The 16085-nt window shown below is 73.5% G+C and carries 10 protein-coding genes; 2 read left to right on the top strand and 8 right to left on the bottom strand.

All coding sequences use genetic code 11. The annotated features are described in order from the left end of the window. Positions 1–10: 10 nt before the first annotated feature. From ACWEQG_RS07620 to ACWEQG_RS07610, 3 genes are all read right to left on the bottom strand, one after another. A complete protein-coding gene (locus tag ACWEQG_RS07620) occupies positions 11–997 on the bottom strand; it encodes a sensor histidine kinase (RefSeq protein WP_452282664.1) in 987 nt (328 codons plus the stop codon). Positions 998–1252: 255 nt separating this feature from the next. After that, positions 1253–2200 (bottom strand): ABC transporter permease, encoded by a 948-nt coding sequence (locus ACWEQG_RS07615; protein ID WP_452282662.1) that lies wholly within the window; start codon positions 2198–2200, stop codon positions 1253–1255. Then, entirely contained in the window at positions 2197–4836 is a 2640-nt protein-coding gene (locus ACWEQG_RS07610; protein WP_452282660.1) for an alpha/beta fold hydrolase, read from the bottom strand. The genes ACWEQG_RS07615 and ACWEQG_RS07610 overlap by 4 nt, the downstream gene beginning before the upstream one ends. A 163-nt stretch (positions 4837–4999) precedes the next feature. On the opposite strand from ACWEQG_RS07610, the gene ACWEQG_RS07605 reads away from it, so the two are divergent. Then, the gene (locus ACWEQG_RS07605; RefSeq protein ID WP_452282658.1) at positions 5000–6295 is read left to right on the top strand and encodes a hypothetical protein; all 1296 of its coding nucleotides are present in this window, start codon (positions 5000–5002) and stop codon (positions 6293–6295) included. A gap of 252 nt (positions 6296–6547) precedes the next feature. Here the strand turns inward: ACWEQG_RS07605 and ACWEQG_RS07600 are convergent, their stop codons facing one another. Then, positions 6548–7594, bottom strand: coding sequence for a copper resistance D family protein (locus tag ACWEQG_RS07600; protein WP_452282656.1), 1047 nt, complete (start codon positions 7592–7594; stop codon positions 6548–6550). Next, complete coding sequence (locus ACWEQG_RS07595; protein ID WP_452282654.1) at positions 7591–8397, bottom strand: copper resistance CopC family protein; 807 nt, start codon at positions 8395–8397, stop codon at positions 7591–7593. Before ACWEQG_RS07595 ends, ACWEQG_RS07600 begins: the two co-directional genes overlap by 4 nt. A gap of 221 nt (positions 8398–8618) precedes the next feature. Here ACWEQG_RS07595 and ACWEQG_RS07590 point away from each other — a divergent pair, with 221 nt between their 5' ends. Then, positions 8619–9848 (top strand): MFS transporter, encoded by a 1230-nt coding sequence (locus tag ACWEQG_RS07590; protein ID WP_452282652.1) that lies wholly within the window; start codon positions 8619–8621, stop codon positions 9846–9848. A 162-nt stretch (positions 9849–10010) separates the two neighbouring features. On the opposite strand, the gene ACWEQG_RS07585 is transcribed toward ACWEQG_RS07590, so the two are convergent. The 3 genes from ACWEQG_RS07585 to ACWEQG_RS07575 form a co-directional block, all read right to left on the bottom strand. Beyond that, positions 10011–12575 carry a chitinase C-terminal domain-containing protein gene (locus ACWEQG_RS07585; RefSeq protein WP_452282650.1) on the bottom strand — a complete coding sequence of 855 codons (2565 nt, stop codon included), beginning with the start codon at positions 12573–12575 and terminating at the stop codon, positions 10011–10013. 143 nt (positions 12576–12718) lie between these two features. Beyond that, positions 12719–14557, bottom strand: a complete 1839-nt coding sequence (locus ACWEQG_RS07580) for an alpha/beta fold hydrolase (protein ID WP_452282648.1) — start codon at positions 14555–14557, stop codon at positions 12719–12721. A 320-nt stretch (positions 14558–14877) separates the two neighbouring features. Then, positions 14878–15888 (bottom strand): LacI family DNA-binding transcriptional regulator, encoded by a 1011-nt coding sequence (locus tag ACWEQG_RS07575; protein WP_169980060.1) that lies wholly within the window; start codon positions 15886–15888, stop codon positions 14878–14880. Positions 15889–16085: the final 197 nt, after the last annotated feature.

Genomic DNA, 16085 nt, shown 5'->3' with positions numbered 1-16085 from the left:
CGGGGCTCGCTCAGGCGATCAGCGCCTGCTCGGCGAGGGGAAGGCGGAGGAGGAAACGTGCCCCGCCCGCCGCCGAGTCGGTGACCCCGACGCTTCCGCCGTACGACTCGGCGATGTCGTGCACGATCGCGAGGCCGAGCCCGGTGCCCCCGTGGACGCGGCTGCGGGCGCCGTCCGCCCTGGTGAACCACCCGAAGACCCGCTCGCGGTCGGCCGGCGCGACGCCGTCGCCGTCGTCGTCGACGCTCAGCTCGGCGAACTCGCCGTCCCGGTGCGTCTCCACGAGCACCAGGTCGATCGCGTGGCACTGCGCGTTGTCCAGGAGGTTGCGGACCAGGCGGCGGACCTCGTGGTCGGCCGCGCCGACCGGCAGGTTCGCGGCGAGCCGTGTCGTGATGCACGGCCGCGGGCGGCGGCCGGCGACCTCGGCCAGAACCACCTCGGCGAGATCCGTCCCGACCGGCGCGCCCGGCGGACCACTCCCGATCCTCGCGAGGACGAGCAGATCGGCGACGATCGCCTGGAGGCGGTCGAGATCCTCCAGCGAGTCGCGGAGCAGCTCCTGCAGCACCGTCTTGTCGGGGTGCAGCCGGGCCTCCTCCAACTGCAGCCGCAGTGCCGCTATCGGCGTGAGCAGCTCGTGCGAGGCGTCGGAGGCGAACCGGCGCTGCGTTTGGAGCAGGTGATCGAGGCGGACGCGGTGGGCCTTCAGCTGCCGCAGCGCGCCGGCCAGGGCCCGGGAGAGCCACTCGGCGTCGACACCCGGCTCCCGCCCGGCCTCCTCAACCGGCCCTCGGTCCTGGGGAAGGGCGGGCCGGTGGAGGACGTGCGGCGCGTCCGCCGGCGCTCCGGGCGGAAGGATCTCCGCGACGCCGGGCGCGGCGTGCTCCTCGGCGGGAGGGAGACCCTGCCGCTCGGGCGACGTCACCGGAGCGGCCACCAGGGAGAGGGGATGGGCGGGCCCCATGCCCGCCCCGTTCCCGGGGATGCCTGACATGCCTTCACCTCCGCCCGGCCGAGGCCGCGTCGCGCCGTGGAGCAGATCGTGGACCGGGCCGGAGCGGCCCCGGTCACCGTGTGCGGGCCGGAGGCCGGTGTCGACGTCTCGGCTTCGCGCACCGGCATACATCACTGTCGCCCGGCCGCGCCGGCCCCGTCTGCGCCGCCAGCCTCCATTCCGCCACCATGCCACCGGATATCCGGCCTACCGGTTAACCGGCACGGCGGGCGCCGCCCACGGCCGTACGGACGGTCAGGACACGACGTCCCGGCGCCGGAAACGGCGGAAGGCCAGGGCGACGAGGATCACCGAGTAGGTCACGGAGACCGCGACGCCCTTCACCATGCCGCTGTAGTCGGGCTCGGGCGCGAGCGCGTCGAGCCACGCGGTGTTCCAGAAGGTGGGCAGGAACTCGCGCAGCGAGCCCAGCGCCTCGACCGCCTGCAGGATGGTGCTGACGATCACCAGGCCGACCGCCCCGCCGACCGCGCCGAGCGGGGAGTCGGTGCCGACCGACAACAGGAAGGCGACCGAGGCCACCACCAGCTGGCTGACCAGGGCGTACCCGATCACGACGGCGAACTTGGGCAGCACGTCGGCGGCGGGGATCACCTCGCCGGTCCCCGGCACGGTGATGTCGTTCCATCCGAAGGCCAGCGTGCCGGCGAGCAGGGCCATCAGCGGGAGCACGGTCACCGCGGCGGCCGAGTACGCCAGCGCCACCACCAGCTTCTGGCGCAGCAGCCGGTCGCGGGGCACCGGCGCCGCGAGCAGGTAGCGCAGCGACGACCAGTTCGCCTCGCTCGCCACCGTGTCGCCGCAGAACAGGGCCACGGCGACGACCAGCAGGAAGTTGGCCGACACCGACAGGGCGAACGCCGCGAAGTTGAGCCCGCCCGCCGTGGCGAGGTCCGACAGCCGCAGGCTGCTCTGGCCCCGCCCCGCCGGCCCGAACTGGAACGCCACCACCAGGACCCACGGCAGGGCGAGGAGCACGGCGAACATCCCCATGGTCCGGCGCCGCCGCAACTGCCGCACGAACTCCACCCGGAGCGGCAGCGTGCGCCCCGGCGCGTAGCCGGGCGCCCGGCCTCCCGCCTCGCCCCCGCGCGTGTCCGGTCCGTCCTGGGCGACCGGCGCGGCGCGCCCACCGGCGGGAACGTCTCCGGTCAGGTCCGGGGCCGGTCGATTCGGGCTCAACGGCTCTCTCCGATCAGGTCGAGGAACACGTCCTCCAGGCGTGGCCCGCCGCCGTTGACGGCCGTCGCGGTGCCGAGCAGGTCGCCGACCGGCCCGGCCGACACCAGCCGCCCGCGGTGCATGACGACGACGTGGCTGCAGGTCTGCTCGACCTCGGCGAGCAGGTGGCTGGAGACGATGACGGTGCGCCCCCGCTCGGCGTACGCCCTGAGCACCCGGCGCATCTCGGCGATCTGCGGCGGGTCGAGGCCGTTCGTCGGCTCGTCCAGCACGAGCAGGTCGGGGAGGCCGAGCATGGCCTGCGCGATGGCCAGGCGCTGGCGCATGCCCTGGGAATAGGTGCGCACCGCGCGCTCCAGGGCCGCGCCGAGCCCGGCGATCTCCAGCGCCTCCTCCATGTGGGCGTCCTGCGGTGGTCGTCCCGTCGCCTGCCAGTACAGCTCCAGGTTGGCCCGGCCGGACAGGTGCGGCAGGAAACCGGGCCCCTCGACGAACGAACCCAGTCGCGACAGGACCGGAGCGCCCGGGCGCACGCGGTGGCCGAAGATCCGGATCTCGCCCTCGTCGGGGTGGATGAGGCCCATGAGCATGCGCATCGTGGTGGTCTTGCCCGCGCCGTTCGGCCCGAGCAGGCCGAGCACCTGGCCCTTCTCCACGCGGAACGACAGGCTGTCGACCGCCTTCTCGCCGTTGCGGTAGCGCTTGCCCAGCCCGCTGATCACCAGGGGCACCTCGGCCGACTCCGCGTCGGGGACGTCGCCCGCGTGCGTGCCGCGCCTGGTCCTGCCGGTCAGCAGGAGCACGGCGGCGACCACGATCGCGGCGAGCGGCAGGGCCCACGTCCACCACGCCGGGCCGGTGGCGGGCGTCCGCAGCGCCGCGTCCCCGGGCAGCTCCAGCGCGGGGGCGTCCAGCGCGACCCGGTAGACCGCGGGGGCGGCGGGCGTCGCGTACCCGAGGTCGGTGGTGGACACCACCAGCCGCATCCTGTGCCCGGCGTCGAAACGCCGGTCGATGGCCGGAAGCGTCACGGTGACCGGCGTGCCCGCCTCGCTCGCGGTGACCCGCAGCGGTGCGACCAGGCTCGACGGGAGCACCGGCAGCGATCCTCCGGAGACGTCGTAGAGCTTGGCGAACAGCGTGGCCTCGCCCGTGCCGTACACCTTGATCGTGACGGTCGGGCTGCCGGTGACCTGCGTGGGCCTGGCCAGCGGGGCGGACTCGAAGACGGCCGCCTGGCCGGGCATGTCCAGTGCGATCGACGCGCCGCCGTTGCCGCCGAGCAGTCCGCCGAGGCCGGGGACGGCCGAGATCGACGCGGGCGACCCGCCCGCCGGGTTGGCGATCGTCTGCTGGGGGCCGTCAAGGGCGACGGTGGTCCGTTCCGCGCCCGTCAGGCCCGGGTAGCGGTCCCCGGTCGCGTGCAGGAGCACGGGCCGGCGCGTGCCCGGGTCGCGCCCGCCGTCCCTGGTCACGGTGAACGCCGCGGAGCCGCCGTCGCCTGCGGGGGAGCCCGTCCCCTTCAGATAGCGGTCGAACCAGCCGGTCGTACGGCCGGACAGCCAGTCGGCCTCGCCGTCGCCGCCGTCGTGGCCGCCGTTGAACCAGGCGACCTCGACCGGAGCGCCGGTGGCGGCGATCGCGCGGGCGTTGGCGTCGGCGTGCGAGAGCGGGAACAGCGAGTCGCGCTGGCCCTGGAGCAGCAGCGTCGGCACCCTGATCCTGCCGGGCACCGAGACCGGGCTCGACCGCCGCAGGAGGTCGACCGCCTCCTGGGTGGCCCGGCCGGTCTCGGCCACCTTCTGGTACATCTCGCAGATCTGCGGCAGGAACCGCCCGCACCGCACCTGGTCGGGCCCGGGCGCCGCCGCGGCCGCCTGCCCGGACCCCTGCCCGGCCTCCCTGCCCCCGGATCCGCCGGGCGGCTGCGCGGCCGCGCCGGCGAGGCCGGCGAGACCGCCCGCGCCGGAGCCGCCGCCCGGGGCCAGCCGGTCGGCCGCGGAGGTGAAGAAGATACCGGCCCACATCTTCTTGAACACGCCGTTCACCGGCCCCTTGCCGGAGGCGTCGGGGAAGAGCGCGTCGGCGAGGTCGTGCCAGGTGATCTGGGGGACGATCGCGTCGACCCGGCTGTCGTAGGCCGCGGTCATGAGCGCGATCGCGCCGCCGTAGGAGCCGCCGGCGATCCCGACGCGCGGGTCGCCCGGGCCGTCGAGACGCACCTCGGGCCGCCCGGCCAGCCAGTCGATCAGCCCCCGCACGTCCTTGACCTCGTAGTCGGGGGAGTTGAGCGCGATCTGCCCGGTCGAGCGGCCGAACCCGCGCGCCGACCAGGTGAGCACGGCGTAGCCCTGCCCCGCGAGCCGCCCCGCCTGCTCACGCACGCTCTCCTTGCTGCCGCCGAAGCCGTGGGCGAGCAGCACGGCGGGAGCCCTGCCGCCGGAGGCCGGGGGATAGAAGGTGGCGTCGAGGTCGACGCGCTGGTCGTCCGCCGGTCCGTCCATGACGGGGATGACCAGGTCACGACCCTTCACCACGGGGTCGGAGGGCCACAGAGCCCACGTCACGCCCGCGGCCATCAGGATGACCAGCGAGACCACGATCGCGAGGGCACGCCGCCCACCCGGAAAAGCCATGTCGAGATGCTACTCGTCACTCCTGAGAGACAGCTGAGGAGCCCGCCGCGCCTGTGGACGACCGTGCCTCGCCGTCCATACCCGATCACCGGTACGAATCGTGATGATGGATCGGGGTAATCCCTGATTGCGCCCCACCATGGGGAGCGGCATCATTTCGCGCGTGAATGGAACGCCGCTCAAGCAAGTCCCCGCTCGCGCGATCGAGTGGGCCCTTCCCTACTGGACGAGAGGGGAGGCGGGCAGGCGGACGCCGGAGGACCTCTTCCGGGTGCTCTACCTGGGCTGGCTCGCGGCGTTCGTCCTCAAGGTGCTCGGGTCGAGCTGGGACGTGTCGTGGCACTTCAAGTGGCTGCGCGACGACCTGGCCCCGCCGCACCTGCTCAACACGGCCGGCACGGTGATCGCCGTGGCGCTGACCATCGTCCACTGGTACACCGGCTACGGGGTGGACCGCACGGCCTCCCGCCTGATCGTCTGGGGCACCGGGGTCTTCCTCATCGCGATCCCGCTCGACCTGATCAACCACCGGGTCAACGGCATCGACATCACCGCCTGGAGCCCGTCCCACGCGCTGCTGTACATCGGCACCGCGCTGATGCTCGCCGGGGTGATCCGCGGCTGGTACATCGGCTCGGGCCGCTACGCGGCGATCTCGGGCAGGCGGCGCGTGCTCGTGCTGGGCGGCCTGTTCGCGTTCTTCCTGGAGAACGCGCACTTCCCCGAGCTGCAGCAGGAGTACGGCGTGCTGGAGCTGGCCTCCTGGGACCGGGGGCAGCCGTACGCCGAGCCGACGTTGCTCAACTTCGCGGCCGACCAGATGGGGCAGGCCGTGGACCGCGCCATGGTCCTCCAGTTCTCGCTGCCGGTGCCGGACGTCGTCTACGCCGTGTACGCGGGCGTGGTGGGCATCGGAATCCTGGTCTTCGCCCGCGTCATGATCGGCCGGCGCTTCACCGCCACCGCCGTCGCCGCGTCGTACGTGGCCTACCGATGCCTGATCTGGCCGCTGCTCGTCGGCGGCGGGTTCCCCCCGTCGACCATCCCGTTCTTCTTCCTGCTCGCGGGCCTCTGCGTCGACCTGGCCTTCCTGGTCCCGGTCAGGCTGCTGCGGCCGCTCGCGGGCGCGGTGCTCGCCACCGCGGGCGTGTACGGCGGGCTGCTGGCGCAGGACCGGATGCTGGAGGCCCCGCCGTACGCGCCGGAGTTCTGGCCGGCGGCGCTCGCCGCGCTGGCCGTCGTGTGGTACGCGCTGGAGTGGTTCGCCGGCCGCCAGGGCCTGACGGCCGCCGCGGCGGAGGACAGGATCGCTCAGGAGGGGCGGGCCGGGGAGAGGGAGATCGCGGCCGAGCCGGACGCGCCGCTCGATGCCGCGTCGACGGCGGTGCCGGAGGCGGTGTCGGGGGCGGCGCCCGAGTCGGTGTCCGCGCCCGCCGCCGGGTCCGCGCCCACGGCCTGACGGCTGCCCGCTGTGCCGGACCCGGCCGCTTGACGGCCGCCGGGTCCGCGCTGGCGGGTTCTGCCGGGCCTGATGCCAAGGGGCCGCTCCCTCGCGGGGCGGCCCCTTTTTCGGCGTCCTGGTGTCCGTGTTCTGAAAGTGAGTCGCGGCAGGTGCCCGGCCTTGGCGCGCGCCGGATAGGTCCGGGCGCCGGGGCAGCACCGGCCGGGCAGCACCGGCCGGGCAGGGCCGCTGGTCAGGCAGGGCCGTGGGTCAGGCCACGGGAGCCTTGGTCAGTGCGACCGCGACGCCGTACGCGAGGCCCATCACGGTCAGCTCCAGGGCCGCCCAGGCGGCGAACGCCGCCGGGGCCTGACGCGTGACCGCGGGCAGCAGCCGCCAGCGGATGTTGGCCCCCAGCATCGCGATCACTGCGGTGAACACCGTCTTGGCGACCACGAGCCGGCCGTAGCCCGTGGTGAACAGTGACGCGGGGAAGCTCTCGCCGGGCGTGAGCAGAAGCTCCACCAGGCCGTTGAAGAGCCCGGACAGCCCCACGACGATCAGCGCGTACGTCGCCAGCCGGGAGAACCGGGGCAACGTGCGGGCGAGCAGGTCGCGGTGGCGGGGCAACAGGACGGCGAGCGCGACCAGGCCGCCCACCCAGGCGCAGGCGCCGATGACGTGCAACTCCATCGAGACCATGCTGAGGTCGTGCCAGTACCAGTTCGAGGCGTGACCGGTGACCGGGAGCGGCAGCAGCCCGAACCCGGCGACGAGCACCCGCAACTCGGCCGGGACCTTCTCACCGAACCGCACCGCGAGCATCCCCACGGCGGCGCTGGCCAGGGCGCACGACGCGCTCACGATCATGCCCTGCCCGGCGCCGATGCCGTCGACGTACGTCGCCACGTCGGGAAGGCTGCCCGGAGTGATCTCGGCCGCGCTGAGGACGGCCGACGTCAGCGCCGCCGCACACCAGACCAGCGAGAACAGCACGGCCCAGTGCCGGGCCCTGACGGCGACCGGCTCGGTCCTGTCCGGGTCGTCGAAGCCGAGGAGTTTGGGGAGCAGGCTGAGCCCGACGGTCGCGGTGGCGGCCAGGTCGAGCACGAGGCGGACGACCGGCAGGCCGTACTGCACGATCGTGCCCGGCATGGGGAGCCCCGGCACGGACCCGGGCACCGTGAGCCATGTCGCGATCACGACCGCGAGGACGCCGCCGGCGGTCAGCCCGGCCGCCGGGACCCGGGCACGGGCCCGCTCCGCTCCGGGCTCGGACCGGCGTGCCGGGACGCGGCGCTCCGAGGTCGCGGTCATGCCGTGCCACCCGTCGCCGTGCCGCTTGTCTTCGTGCCGCCCGCCGTGCCGGCAGGAGAGGCCGCCCGAGTCGGCCCCGCCGCCGTGTCCGCCGCCGTGTCCGCTGCCGTGTCCGCCGCCGGGGGAGCCGAGGGAGCCGGCACCGTCCCCTCGCGCAGCCGGCGGTCGTGCTTGACGAGCACGCGCGCGCACAGCGCCAGCAGGGCGGCGGTGACGGCCAGCAGCCCCCAGACCCAGCTTCCGCCGCCCTGACCTGACGACGCGCCGGAGCCGGTCGTCGCGCCGGCCGCCGGCGGATCCGTCGGCTGGGAGGGCGTCCCGGGAGCCGCGCCCGCACCGGTCACGCTGAACTTCACGGTGCCGGTGACCGGGTGACCGTCGTTCGACACGATGCGGTAGCCGATCACGTAGGCCCCCGCAGGGGTGCCCGTCCGTACGCCGATGGACACACGCGGGCCGTCCACCCTGACCTCGCCCTGCTCGTAGTGGGCGCCGTCCGGGCCGGTGACGGCGATCCTCGCGTAGTCGCGGCGCACGACCTGGTTGAACGTGAGCGTCACGGCGGCGGGCATCGCGCCGAGAGCCGCGCCGTCCTTGGGGTCGCTGGCGACGAGCACGTCGTGGGCCCGTGCGGGCGTCGCGACCAGCAGCACCGCGAGCAGGGCCAGCAGCGGCGCGGCGAGCAGCCGCAGACGGTTACGCGGCGCGACGGCGCGTGACGCCGCCGGAGCGGTCCGTCCGGTCGTTCGCCGGCCGATGCGCGGGGCCGGGGCGTCGTTGCACATCCGGGCGACCTGGTCCACCTGCCTTGCCTTCCTTTTCACCGGGCGCAGACCCAGCCATGGTCCCACTGATCGGAGCCTCCCACGCCACCGCGGACCGGCGACGGCTGCGGACGGTGCCGTGGTGATCGGTTCCGGTGATGCGCCAGGCGGCGTACGCATTCTCCTGATTGAGTGAACAACAAGCCGAATTCGCCGATGGGCCCGTACGTCCGCGGTGACGACCGCCACGAAGGAGAGCCATGACCCCTCAGCCGACGGTAGGCGGATCCGAGCGGAACGCGGCGCCGGTGCGGCGCTCGCCATGGCTGACGATCCTCCTCGTCTACCTCGCCGGCGTCGTGGCGGCGATGAGCTACGGCAAGTTCTCCTCGGTCGGGCCGTCGATGGCCGAGCAACTCGGGCTGTCGCTGTCGCAACTGGGCTGGGTGATCTCGGCGGTGGTCGGGGTGGGGGCCGTCGCCGGGCTGCCCGCCGGATATCTGGTCCACCGGTCCGGCACGGGCAGGGCGCTGGTCGCCGCCCTGGCGCTGATGGCGGCGGCGAGCGCGCTGAGCGCGGCCGCGGGGAGCTTCGCCTGGCTGCTGGCCGCCCGCGTCGCCGAGGGCGCCGGATATCTCGTGGTCACCATCGCCTGCCCGGCGCTGATCCTCCATCTCGCCGAGGAGCGGGACCGGGGGCTCGCCCTGTCCGTCTGGGCGACGTTCGTCCCCGTCGGCATCGGAGTGAGCACGCTCGCCGGCGGCGCCACCGGGGAGGCCCTCGGCTGGCGCGGCTGGGTGCTGCTGATCGCGGGGCTGACGCTGCTGACGACGGTGGCCGTCCGGATGCGGCTGCCGCGGCCGTCCGCCTCCGGCGCTGCCGCCGGGCCCGTGCCCGGCGCGCGGGCGCTGGCGTGGCCCGCGCTGCTCACCGCGTCCTTCTGCCTGATGGTGCTGGTGACGATGCCGGTGGTCGTGCTGCTGCCCACGCTGTTGATCGACAGGCACGCGACTTCGGCCGGCGCCGCCGGGGCCCTGACCTCCGCCATCTCGTTCGCCGGCGTTCTCGGCGGGCTGTCCGTGGGAGTCCTGCTCCGGCGGGGCGTGCCGCTCGCGGCGCTCGCCGCGTCGGGGCTGCTGGTCGTGCCGGCCGCCTGGCTGACCTACGTCGCCGACGGGCCCCTGGCCGCCGCGGCGGCCGGCGCGGGGGTCGTCTCCCTGGAGAACGGCCTGCTGGGAGCCCTCGGCTTCGCCGCCCTGCCCCTGGTGCTTGAGCGTCTCGACCACGCCGACGTGGGCACCGGGATGGTGGCCCAGATGGGCAGCGTGGGCGCGCTCCTCGGCCCCCCGCTGTTCGGTCTCGTCGCCGGCGCCTACGGGTTCGGGGCCGTCGTGCCGGTCATCGTCGCCGGCATGCTGGCCTCGGTCGGGGCGATGCTGCTGGTCACCCGGCACGTGGCGCGCCGTGCCCGAAGCGCCGGGGCGGCATGAGCAAGACAGTGTGACGCCCGGCGGTCTCCCGCCCTGGTGAGGGGCTGGAGACCGCCGGGCATCGGCTCCGGGCCGTGCCGGTGTCACCGGTCCGGCCCGGCCCGGAGGCTTGGCCGTACGTCCGGGCGGACGCCGCCGCGGGACGTGCGGGCACGGGTGGGGTCAGATCCTGGTCCAGAGGGCGGGAACGTTCGGCGGCTCCCAGCCCGCCAGCGCGGTGTGCGGCTGCCGGCACTGGTAGACCACGCCGCCGTAGGTCACCCGTACGCCCGCCGCGTACGCCGTGCCGGCCGTCCAGGCTGGAGGACCCGGGCTCGCCGAGGGCGAGGCCGAAGGCGAAACGGACGGTGAGGCGCTGGGCGACGCGCTGGGGGACGCGGAGGGCGAGGCCGAAGGGGACGCCGACGCGCAGGGGCCCTGGTCCAGCCACACCTGCGCGGTGCCCGGCGTCTCGCCCAGGGTCCACCACTGCGCCTTCCAGGTGTGCCCGGCGTACGAGACGAGGCCGCTCGTGTAGACGGTCGTGGACGACCATGCGGGCGCCGTGCACGCGCCGGCCGACGGGGACACCGACGGGGACGCCGACGGGGACGCGGACGGCGACGCCGAGGGGGACACCGGGGGAGACACGGAGGGGGAGGCCGTCACGCCGCCCCTGGCCAGGTCCTGGGTGATCCCGTACGTCGTGCCGCCGAAGGAGACCGTCCAGTTGGAGGGGGTGGAGGTGGGCAGGTAGTAGACGAAGGCGACGTCCACCGAGGCGCCCGGCGCGAGGGACTGCCAGCTCGGCAGCTTCAGCGACACCCTGTTGTAGTCGCCCTTCAGGCCGCCCACGTTGTTCGGCGCGGTGTGGTCCCTGCGGACGATCGTCGAGCCGAAGCCCGACTGGTCGGCCGCGTTGCCCGGCGCCGAGGTCGCGTAGTCGAACTGGAACTCCGTCCCGCCCGGCAGCGTCAGACCCGAGTTGTTGGTTATGTGGATCTTCGGGTTGATCGGGTAGTTGTTGTCGCCCAGAGCGAAGTCGCGGAACTCCACCGAGACGTCCAGCTTCTGCGCCGGGATCGGGGTGGTCGCCCGCACGTTCCCGTACGGCGCGGCGGTCCTGAACCTGTCGTACATCAGCGTGGTCAGCGTGGACCCCGGCTCGTACTGGCCCTTGGCGGCGTTCCAGCCGTAGTCGCCCGCCAGCTCCCAGACCATCGTGCCGCCGAGGCCCCTGGAGATCACGTAGTCGGCCTTGGCCCCCACCGACTGCTCGTCCTCCGTCGACAGGAACACCTTCTTGGCGGAGTTCCAGAGCCACGGCGCGACCAGGGTGGAGTCGTAGTGACGCGTGTAGGCGCCGGTCAGCGACGTGTCGGTGACGCCGTAGGAGGCCAGGTAGTCGCCGAGGACGCCCTTCTCCAGGTTCTTGGCGTGCCACATCGGGTTGGACCCCGCGGGCGACTCCTTGCCGGCCGTGTCGAGGTCGTGCCACAGGTTGTCGATGCCGACCGCGCCGTCACCGCAGCTCGTCAGGCCGGCCCCGGCCGGGCAGGTGGACGAGGGGGCCGTGCCCCACAGGCCGTTCGTGCCGCCCTGCACGTTCCTGAAGCCCCGGGTGTAGTACGGCAGGCCGATGTTGACGCGGCCCGGCGGCAGGGCGCCGCGGAAGTAGTGGTAGGCCCAGTCGGTGTTCAGGTAGCCGATGCCGCCGTACTGCGCGGTGCCGTACACGCCGGCGGCGGCGAGTTCGGCGTCCCTGCCGTCGTCGAACAGCGAGGCGTTGGGGCCGACGTACTTGTTCCACGCGCCGTGCAGGTCGTAGGACATGATGTTCACGTAGTCGAGGTACTGCGTGACCTGGTAGGTCTCCATACCGCGCAGCAGGTAGCCGCTGGACGGCGCGGCGACCGTCAGCATGTAGTACCTGCCGTCGGCGGCGGAGGCGGCGTCCAGCCTCTCCCGCAGCGTCTTCATCAGCGCGGCGTAGCCCTTCATGAGGGTGGCGCGCCTGGCGTTGGCGGCCGGCCAGTCCAGCGGGTTGCCCGCGTCCTTCATGGACGTGGGGTACTCGTAGTCGACGTCCACCCCGTTGAAGCCGTACGTCCGCAGGAACGACACGACGGAGTCCGCGAACGTGTCGATACCCGCCTGGGTCGACGTCATCGTGTAGAAGCCGCCGCTCGCCTGCCGGTTCCCCGCGTCGTCGAAGTAACCGCCCGTCTCGGCCCAGCCGCCCACGCTGATCAGCGTCTTGGTGTCCGGGTGCTGCTTCTTGAACTTGGCGAGGAGGTTGAAGTGGCCCTTGAAGGAGTAGGCGGGGTCCATCTCCGCGCCGGCGACGCCCGGCCAGGTCATCCCGACGGCGGGGTTCTTCGGGGTGCCGGAGCCGACGGAGATCTTGTTGTCCGGCCCCACGTGGGCGAACGCGTAGTTGATGTGGGTGACCTTGCCCCACGGGATGTCCGTCACGAGGTAGCGGGTCTGCCCGTTGGATCCGTCGCGCCAGCCGGTGAAGTAGCCGATGATACGGCGCGGATGGCCGGCGCCCATCTTCTCCCGGCCGTTCTCGTCGTAGGCGAGGCAGTAGGGGACGTCCACCCCGGGCGTCCGGTAGAGCCCGTCGGGCCGGCACGCCTCGTCGCCGGCGGCGGCCCCGGCGGTGCCGCCGCCGAGCACCGCGGCCCCGGCGGCGAGCGTGAGGCAGACCGCGAGTGCGGTCCGGGAGAACAGGGACAGGCGCACAGCCACACCTCCGACAGGCGAAGTGCCGACGTTCCACACCCCGCCCCCAGGGGATTGATCGGAAGGTAAGCCGGTGTGAGCTGCTCCGTCAATGCTCTCTAATAAGAAACTTTCCTTTTAACTCTCTCTTGAGGCCTGCTTGATCAGGCGAGCAGCCAGCCGTACAGCCAGGCGAGGAACGCCAGGCCTGTCAGGGCGGGGACGATCCGGGCGGCGGCGGCGTTCAGCCGGAACGCCTCGACGACCGACAGTCCCGTGGAGACGAGGGCCAGCAGGCCGTACCACGCCAGGGCGTGCGGCACCCCGATCGCCAGCGTCGTCCAATCCTCCACGGCCGACAGGCTGAGCGCCGACAGCCCGCCCAGTGCGACCCCCGTCAGCCCCGCGAGCGCGCTCAGCGCGCCGCCGCGCCTGCGGATCAGGGAGACCAGCGCAGCGAGGAGCTGGACGGCCGACACGAGCAGGAAGGCGGCGGGGACCACGAGCGGGATCGGCGACCGGAGCATCCGGTAGACCGAGGAGGTGAGGGCGAGGTCGCCCGGCCGCACGAGCGCGTGCGGCGCGGCGCCGGGGTCACACGCGGGCGCAGTCGCGGCCGGGTCGTCGAGGAACGCGGCGATCATCCGCCGTGCGCAGCCGTTCGACAGGAACACGGCGTGCCCGGTCCCGGCGAACTCGGCGAACCGCGCGCCCGGCACGGCCGACACCGCCTCACGCGCGGCCTCGGGCGGGGTGGTGGGGTCGTACCGGCCGCCCAGGACCAGGATCGGCGGGACCCCGCTCCCGGCGGCCGTGCTCCCGGCCACCGTGCTTTCCGCCGTGCCCCCGGCCGCCGTGCCTCCCGTCTCGCCTTGCGCGGAGGCGGGGGCGACGGTCGCGCCGGTCGCGCCGGGCGTCAGCGCGTCGGCCTCGGCCCGCGCGGCGGGCAGTCCCCAGGCGTCGCAGATCGCCGCGTCGACGACCCCGGTGAACAGGCGGGGGCCCCGCGATTCGGGGAAGGTGTTGTCCGGCACCTCGTCCTGGCACTGGACGGCGTAGTACAGCCCCCACTCGTGCGAGGTCAGCCCGTCGCCCGCCGCGTCGACCAGGGGCTGCAGCAGTTCGGCGCGGCCGGAGGCCAGCCCGTCCACGAGGGCCGGCACGATCGGGATCACGTCGGTCTCGTGCAGCGCCTCGGCGAGGATCGTCGCCACGTCGTCCCCGTTGAGCCGCACGGTCAGCCGCTCCCGGGTGAGCGGGTCCCGGGTCTCGTACGTCGCGGGGCGGGCGTCGAGCGCTTTCACCATGGCGTCGAACCGGGCGGCGATCCCCAGCTTGGTCATCGTCGCCGCGAGCGTGCCGGCCGCCTCGTCGTACCAGTGGGCGCGCGCGGGCAGCAGGGAGTCCAGCACGACCCCCCGGGTGCCCTCCGGGTCGCGCGCCGCCGCCAGCAGCATCGGGCGGGTGGAGTAGCTGACGCCGAACAGGTGCCACCCCGGGTAGCCGAGCGCGGCCCGCAGGTCCACGACGTCGGCCGCGATCTCGGCGGTCCGGTAGCCGCGCAGGTCGACGTGCTCCGCCTCCAGGCGCGACTGGCAGGCCTCCGCCTGCCGGGCGAGCGCGACGTTCTCGGCCGCCCCCGGCCCGGGCGTGCGCAGGGTGTCGACGATCCCGCGGGCGATCTCGGGGCAGCTCAGCCTGGGCTCGGAGTAGCGTCCGCCGCGCTGTTCGAGGACGACCACGTCACGGCCGGGGAGCATCTGCGTGAGGAATCCGGTGAGCTGGAGCGAGGCCGATCCCGGGCCGCCGCTCATGTAGACGACCGGGTCGGCGGCCTGCCCCTGGGCTTCCGGCGCGCGGTGCACCGCGTAGCCGACCTTGATGGTCCTGCTGTTCGGGACGTCGCGCCGCTCGGGGACGAGCAGGTAGCCGCAGGTCGTGCCGGACGGCACGGCGACCGGGCAGGGCCGCTCCTCGACGGACGGCGCCGCCGCCCAGGTCATGCGGGGAACCAATGACTCCGAGGAGGTCACCGCGTGCGTTCCGCTCGCCCCGTGGGCCGTGGTCCGCACCGTCCCGGCCTCGTCACGCGCCGGCGCCGCAAGGGCCGCCGACCCGGAACCTCCCAGGAGCATGAGTGCCGCGGCGAATGCCGTGACGGCCGCTCCACCCCAACTCCGCAACCGTCAGCCCCGTCCCGCGAACCCGGCGATATCCGCAGAAACCTTAGCGTGTCCGTCGGCCATCGCGCCCCCGTTCGTCCATGCGCTCCCATTTTGGACGATCATGGGACCGGTCCCGGTTTCATCGTTCCACCGGGCTTTCACCGGGGACTCGCGGTGCTCTCCCTTATCACCAGATCGGTGGACAGCTCGACACGGCGGGCCTCGGTGTTCTCGCCCCGGCCCATGGCCAGCACCATGCGCGCGGCCAGCGCGGCCATCTCCTCCAGCGGCTGGCGCACGGTGGTCAGCGGTGGCCACGCGGACCGGGACAGCGGCAGGTCGTCGAAGCCGACCACGCTGAGGTCCTCGGGCACCCGCAGGCCCCGCTGCCTGGCCGCCTCGAACACGCCGAACGCCTGCATGTCGCTGCCGGCGAAGATGGCGGTCGGGGGGTTGTCCAGCGAGAGCAGCGCGTGACCGGCGTCGTGGCCCGAGTTGACCAGGAAGTCGCCGTACCGGATCAGCTCGGGGTCGATGGACACCCCGGCGGTCTCCAGCGCGGCGCGGTAGCCGTCGATCCTGGCCCGGCTGCAGAGCATGTCGGGCGGACCGCCGATCATGCCGATCCGGGTGTGGCCGAGGTCGAGGAGGTGGCGCGTGGCCGCCAGGCCGCCGTGCCAGTTGGTCGCGCCGACCGACGCCACGCCGGGCGGCGGCTCGCCCTCGGGGTCGACGACGACGAACGGGATCGAGCGGGCGCTGAGCTGGCCCTGCTGCCGCACCGAGAGCCGGGAGCTGACGATGATCACGCCGTCCGTGCGCCGCGCCGCGATGCGCTCGAGCCAGTCACGGCCGGGGCCCGCATGGGTGTGCAGCACGGATATCACGACGCTCGCGGCGGCCTCGTGCGCCGCCTGCTCGGCCCCGCGCACCAGTTCCATGGCCCACGGGCTCTCGATCTCGGCGAACACCAGGTCCAGTAAACCGACCGGGCCGTCGCCCTGTCCCGTCCTGCGCTGGTAGCCGTGCTTCTGCAGGAGGCGCTCCACCCGCTGACGGGTCTCCGGCGCCACCTCGGGACGGCCGTTGATCACCTTGGACACGGTCGGAACGGAGACTCCGGCCTCCTCCGCTATCTGGGCGATGGTCACCCGCCTTTTCACTGGCATGAAGCAGATCGTAGCCGAAACTTTCGGGATACCTGAACCGGTTCCTCCTGATGGGACGGTTGACCGTCGTGATCAAGCCGACAGCGCCCTTGACGCTCAACGTCAGCTTTACTTATCCTCCGGACCACGAAACATTCGGATACTGGCCGAAACTTTTCAGCAGCGGGTCGCCGTGGAGAAGCGGGGCCGTCGCCCTC

The organism is Microbispora sp. NPDC004025 (assembly GCF_053604425.1).
This window is presented reverse-complemented; position numbering and strand designations above follow the sequence as displayed.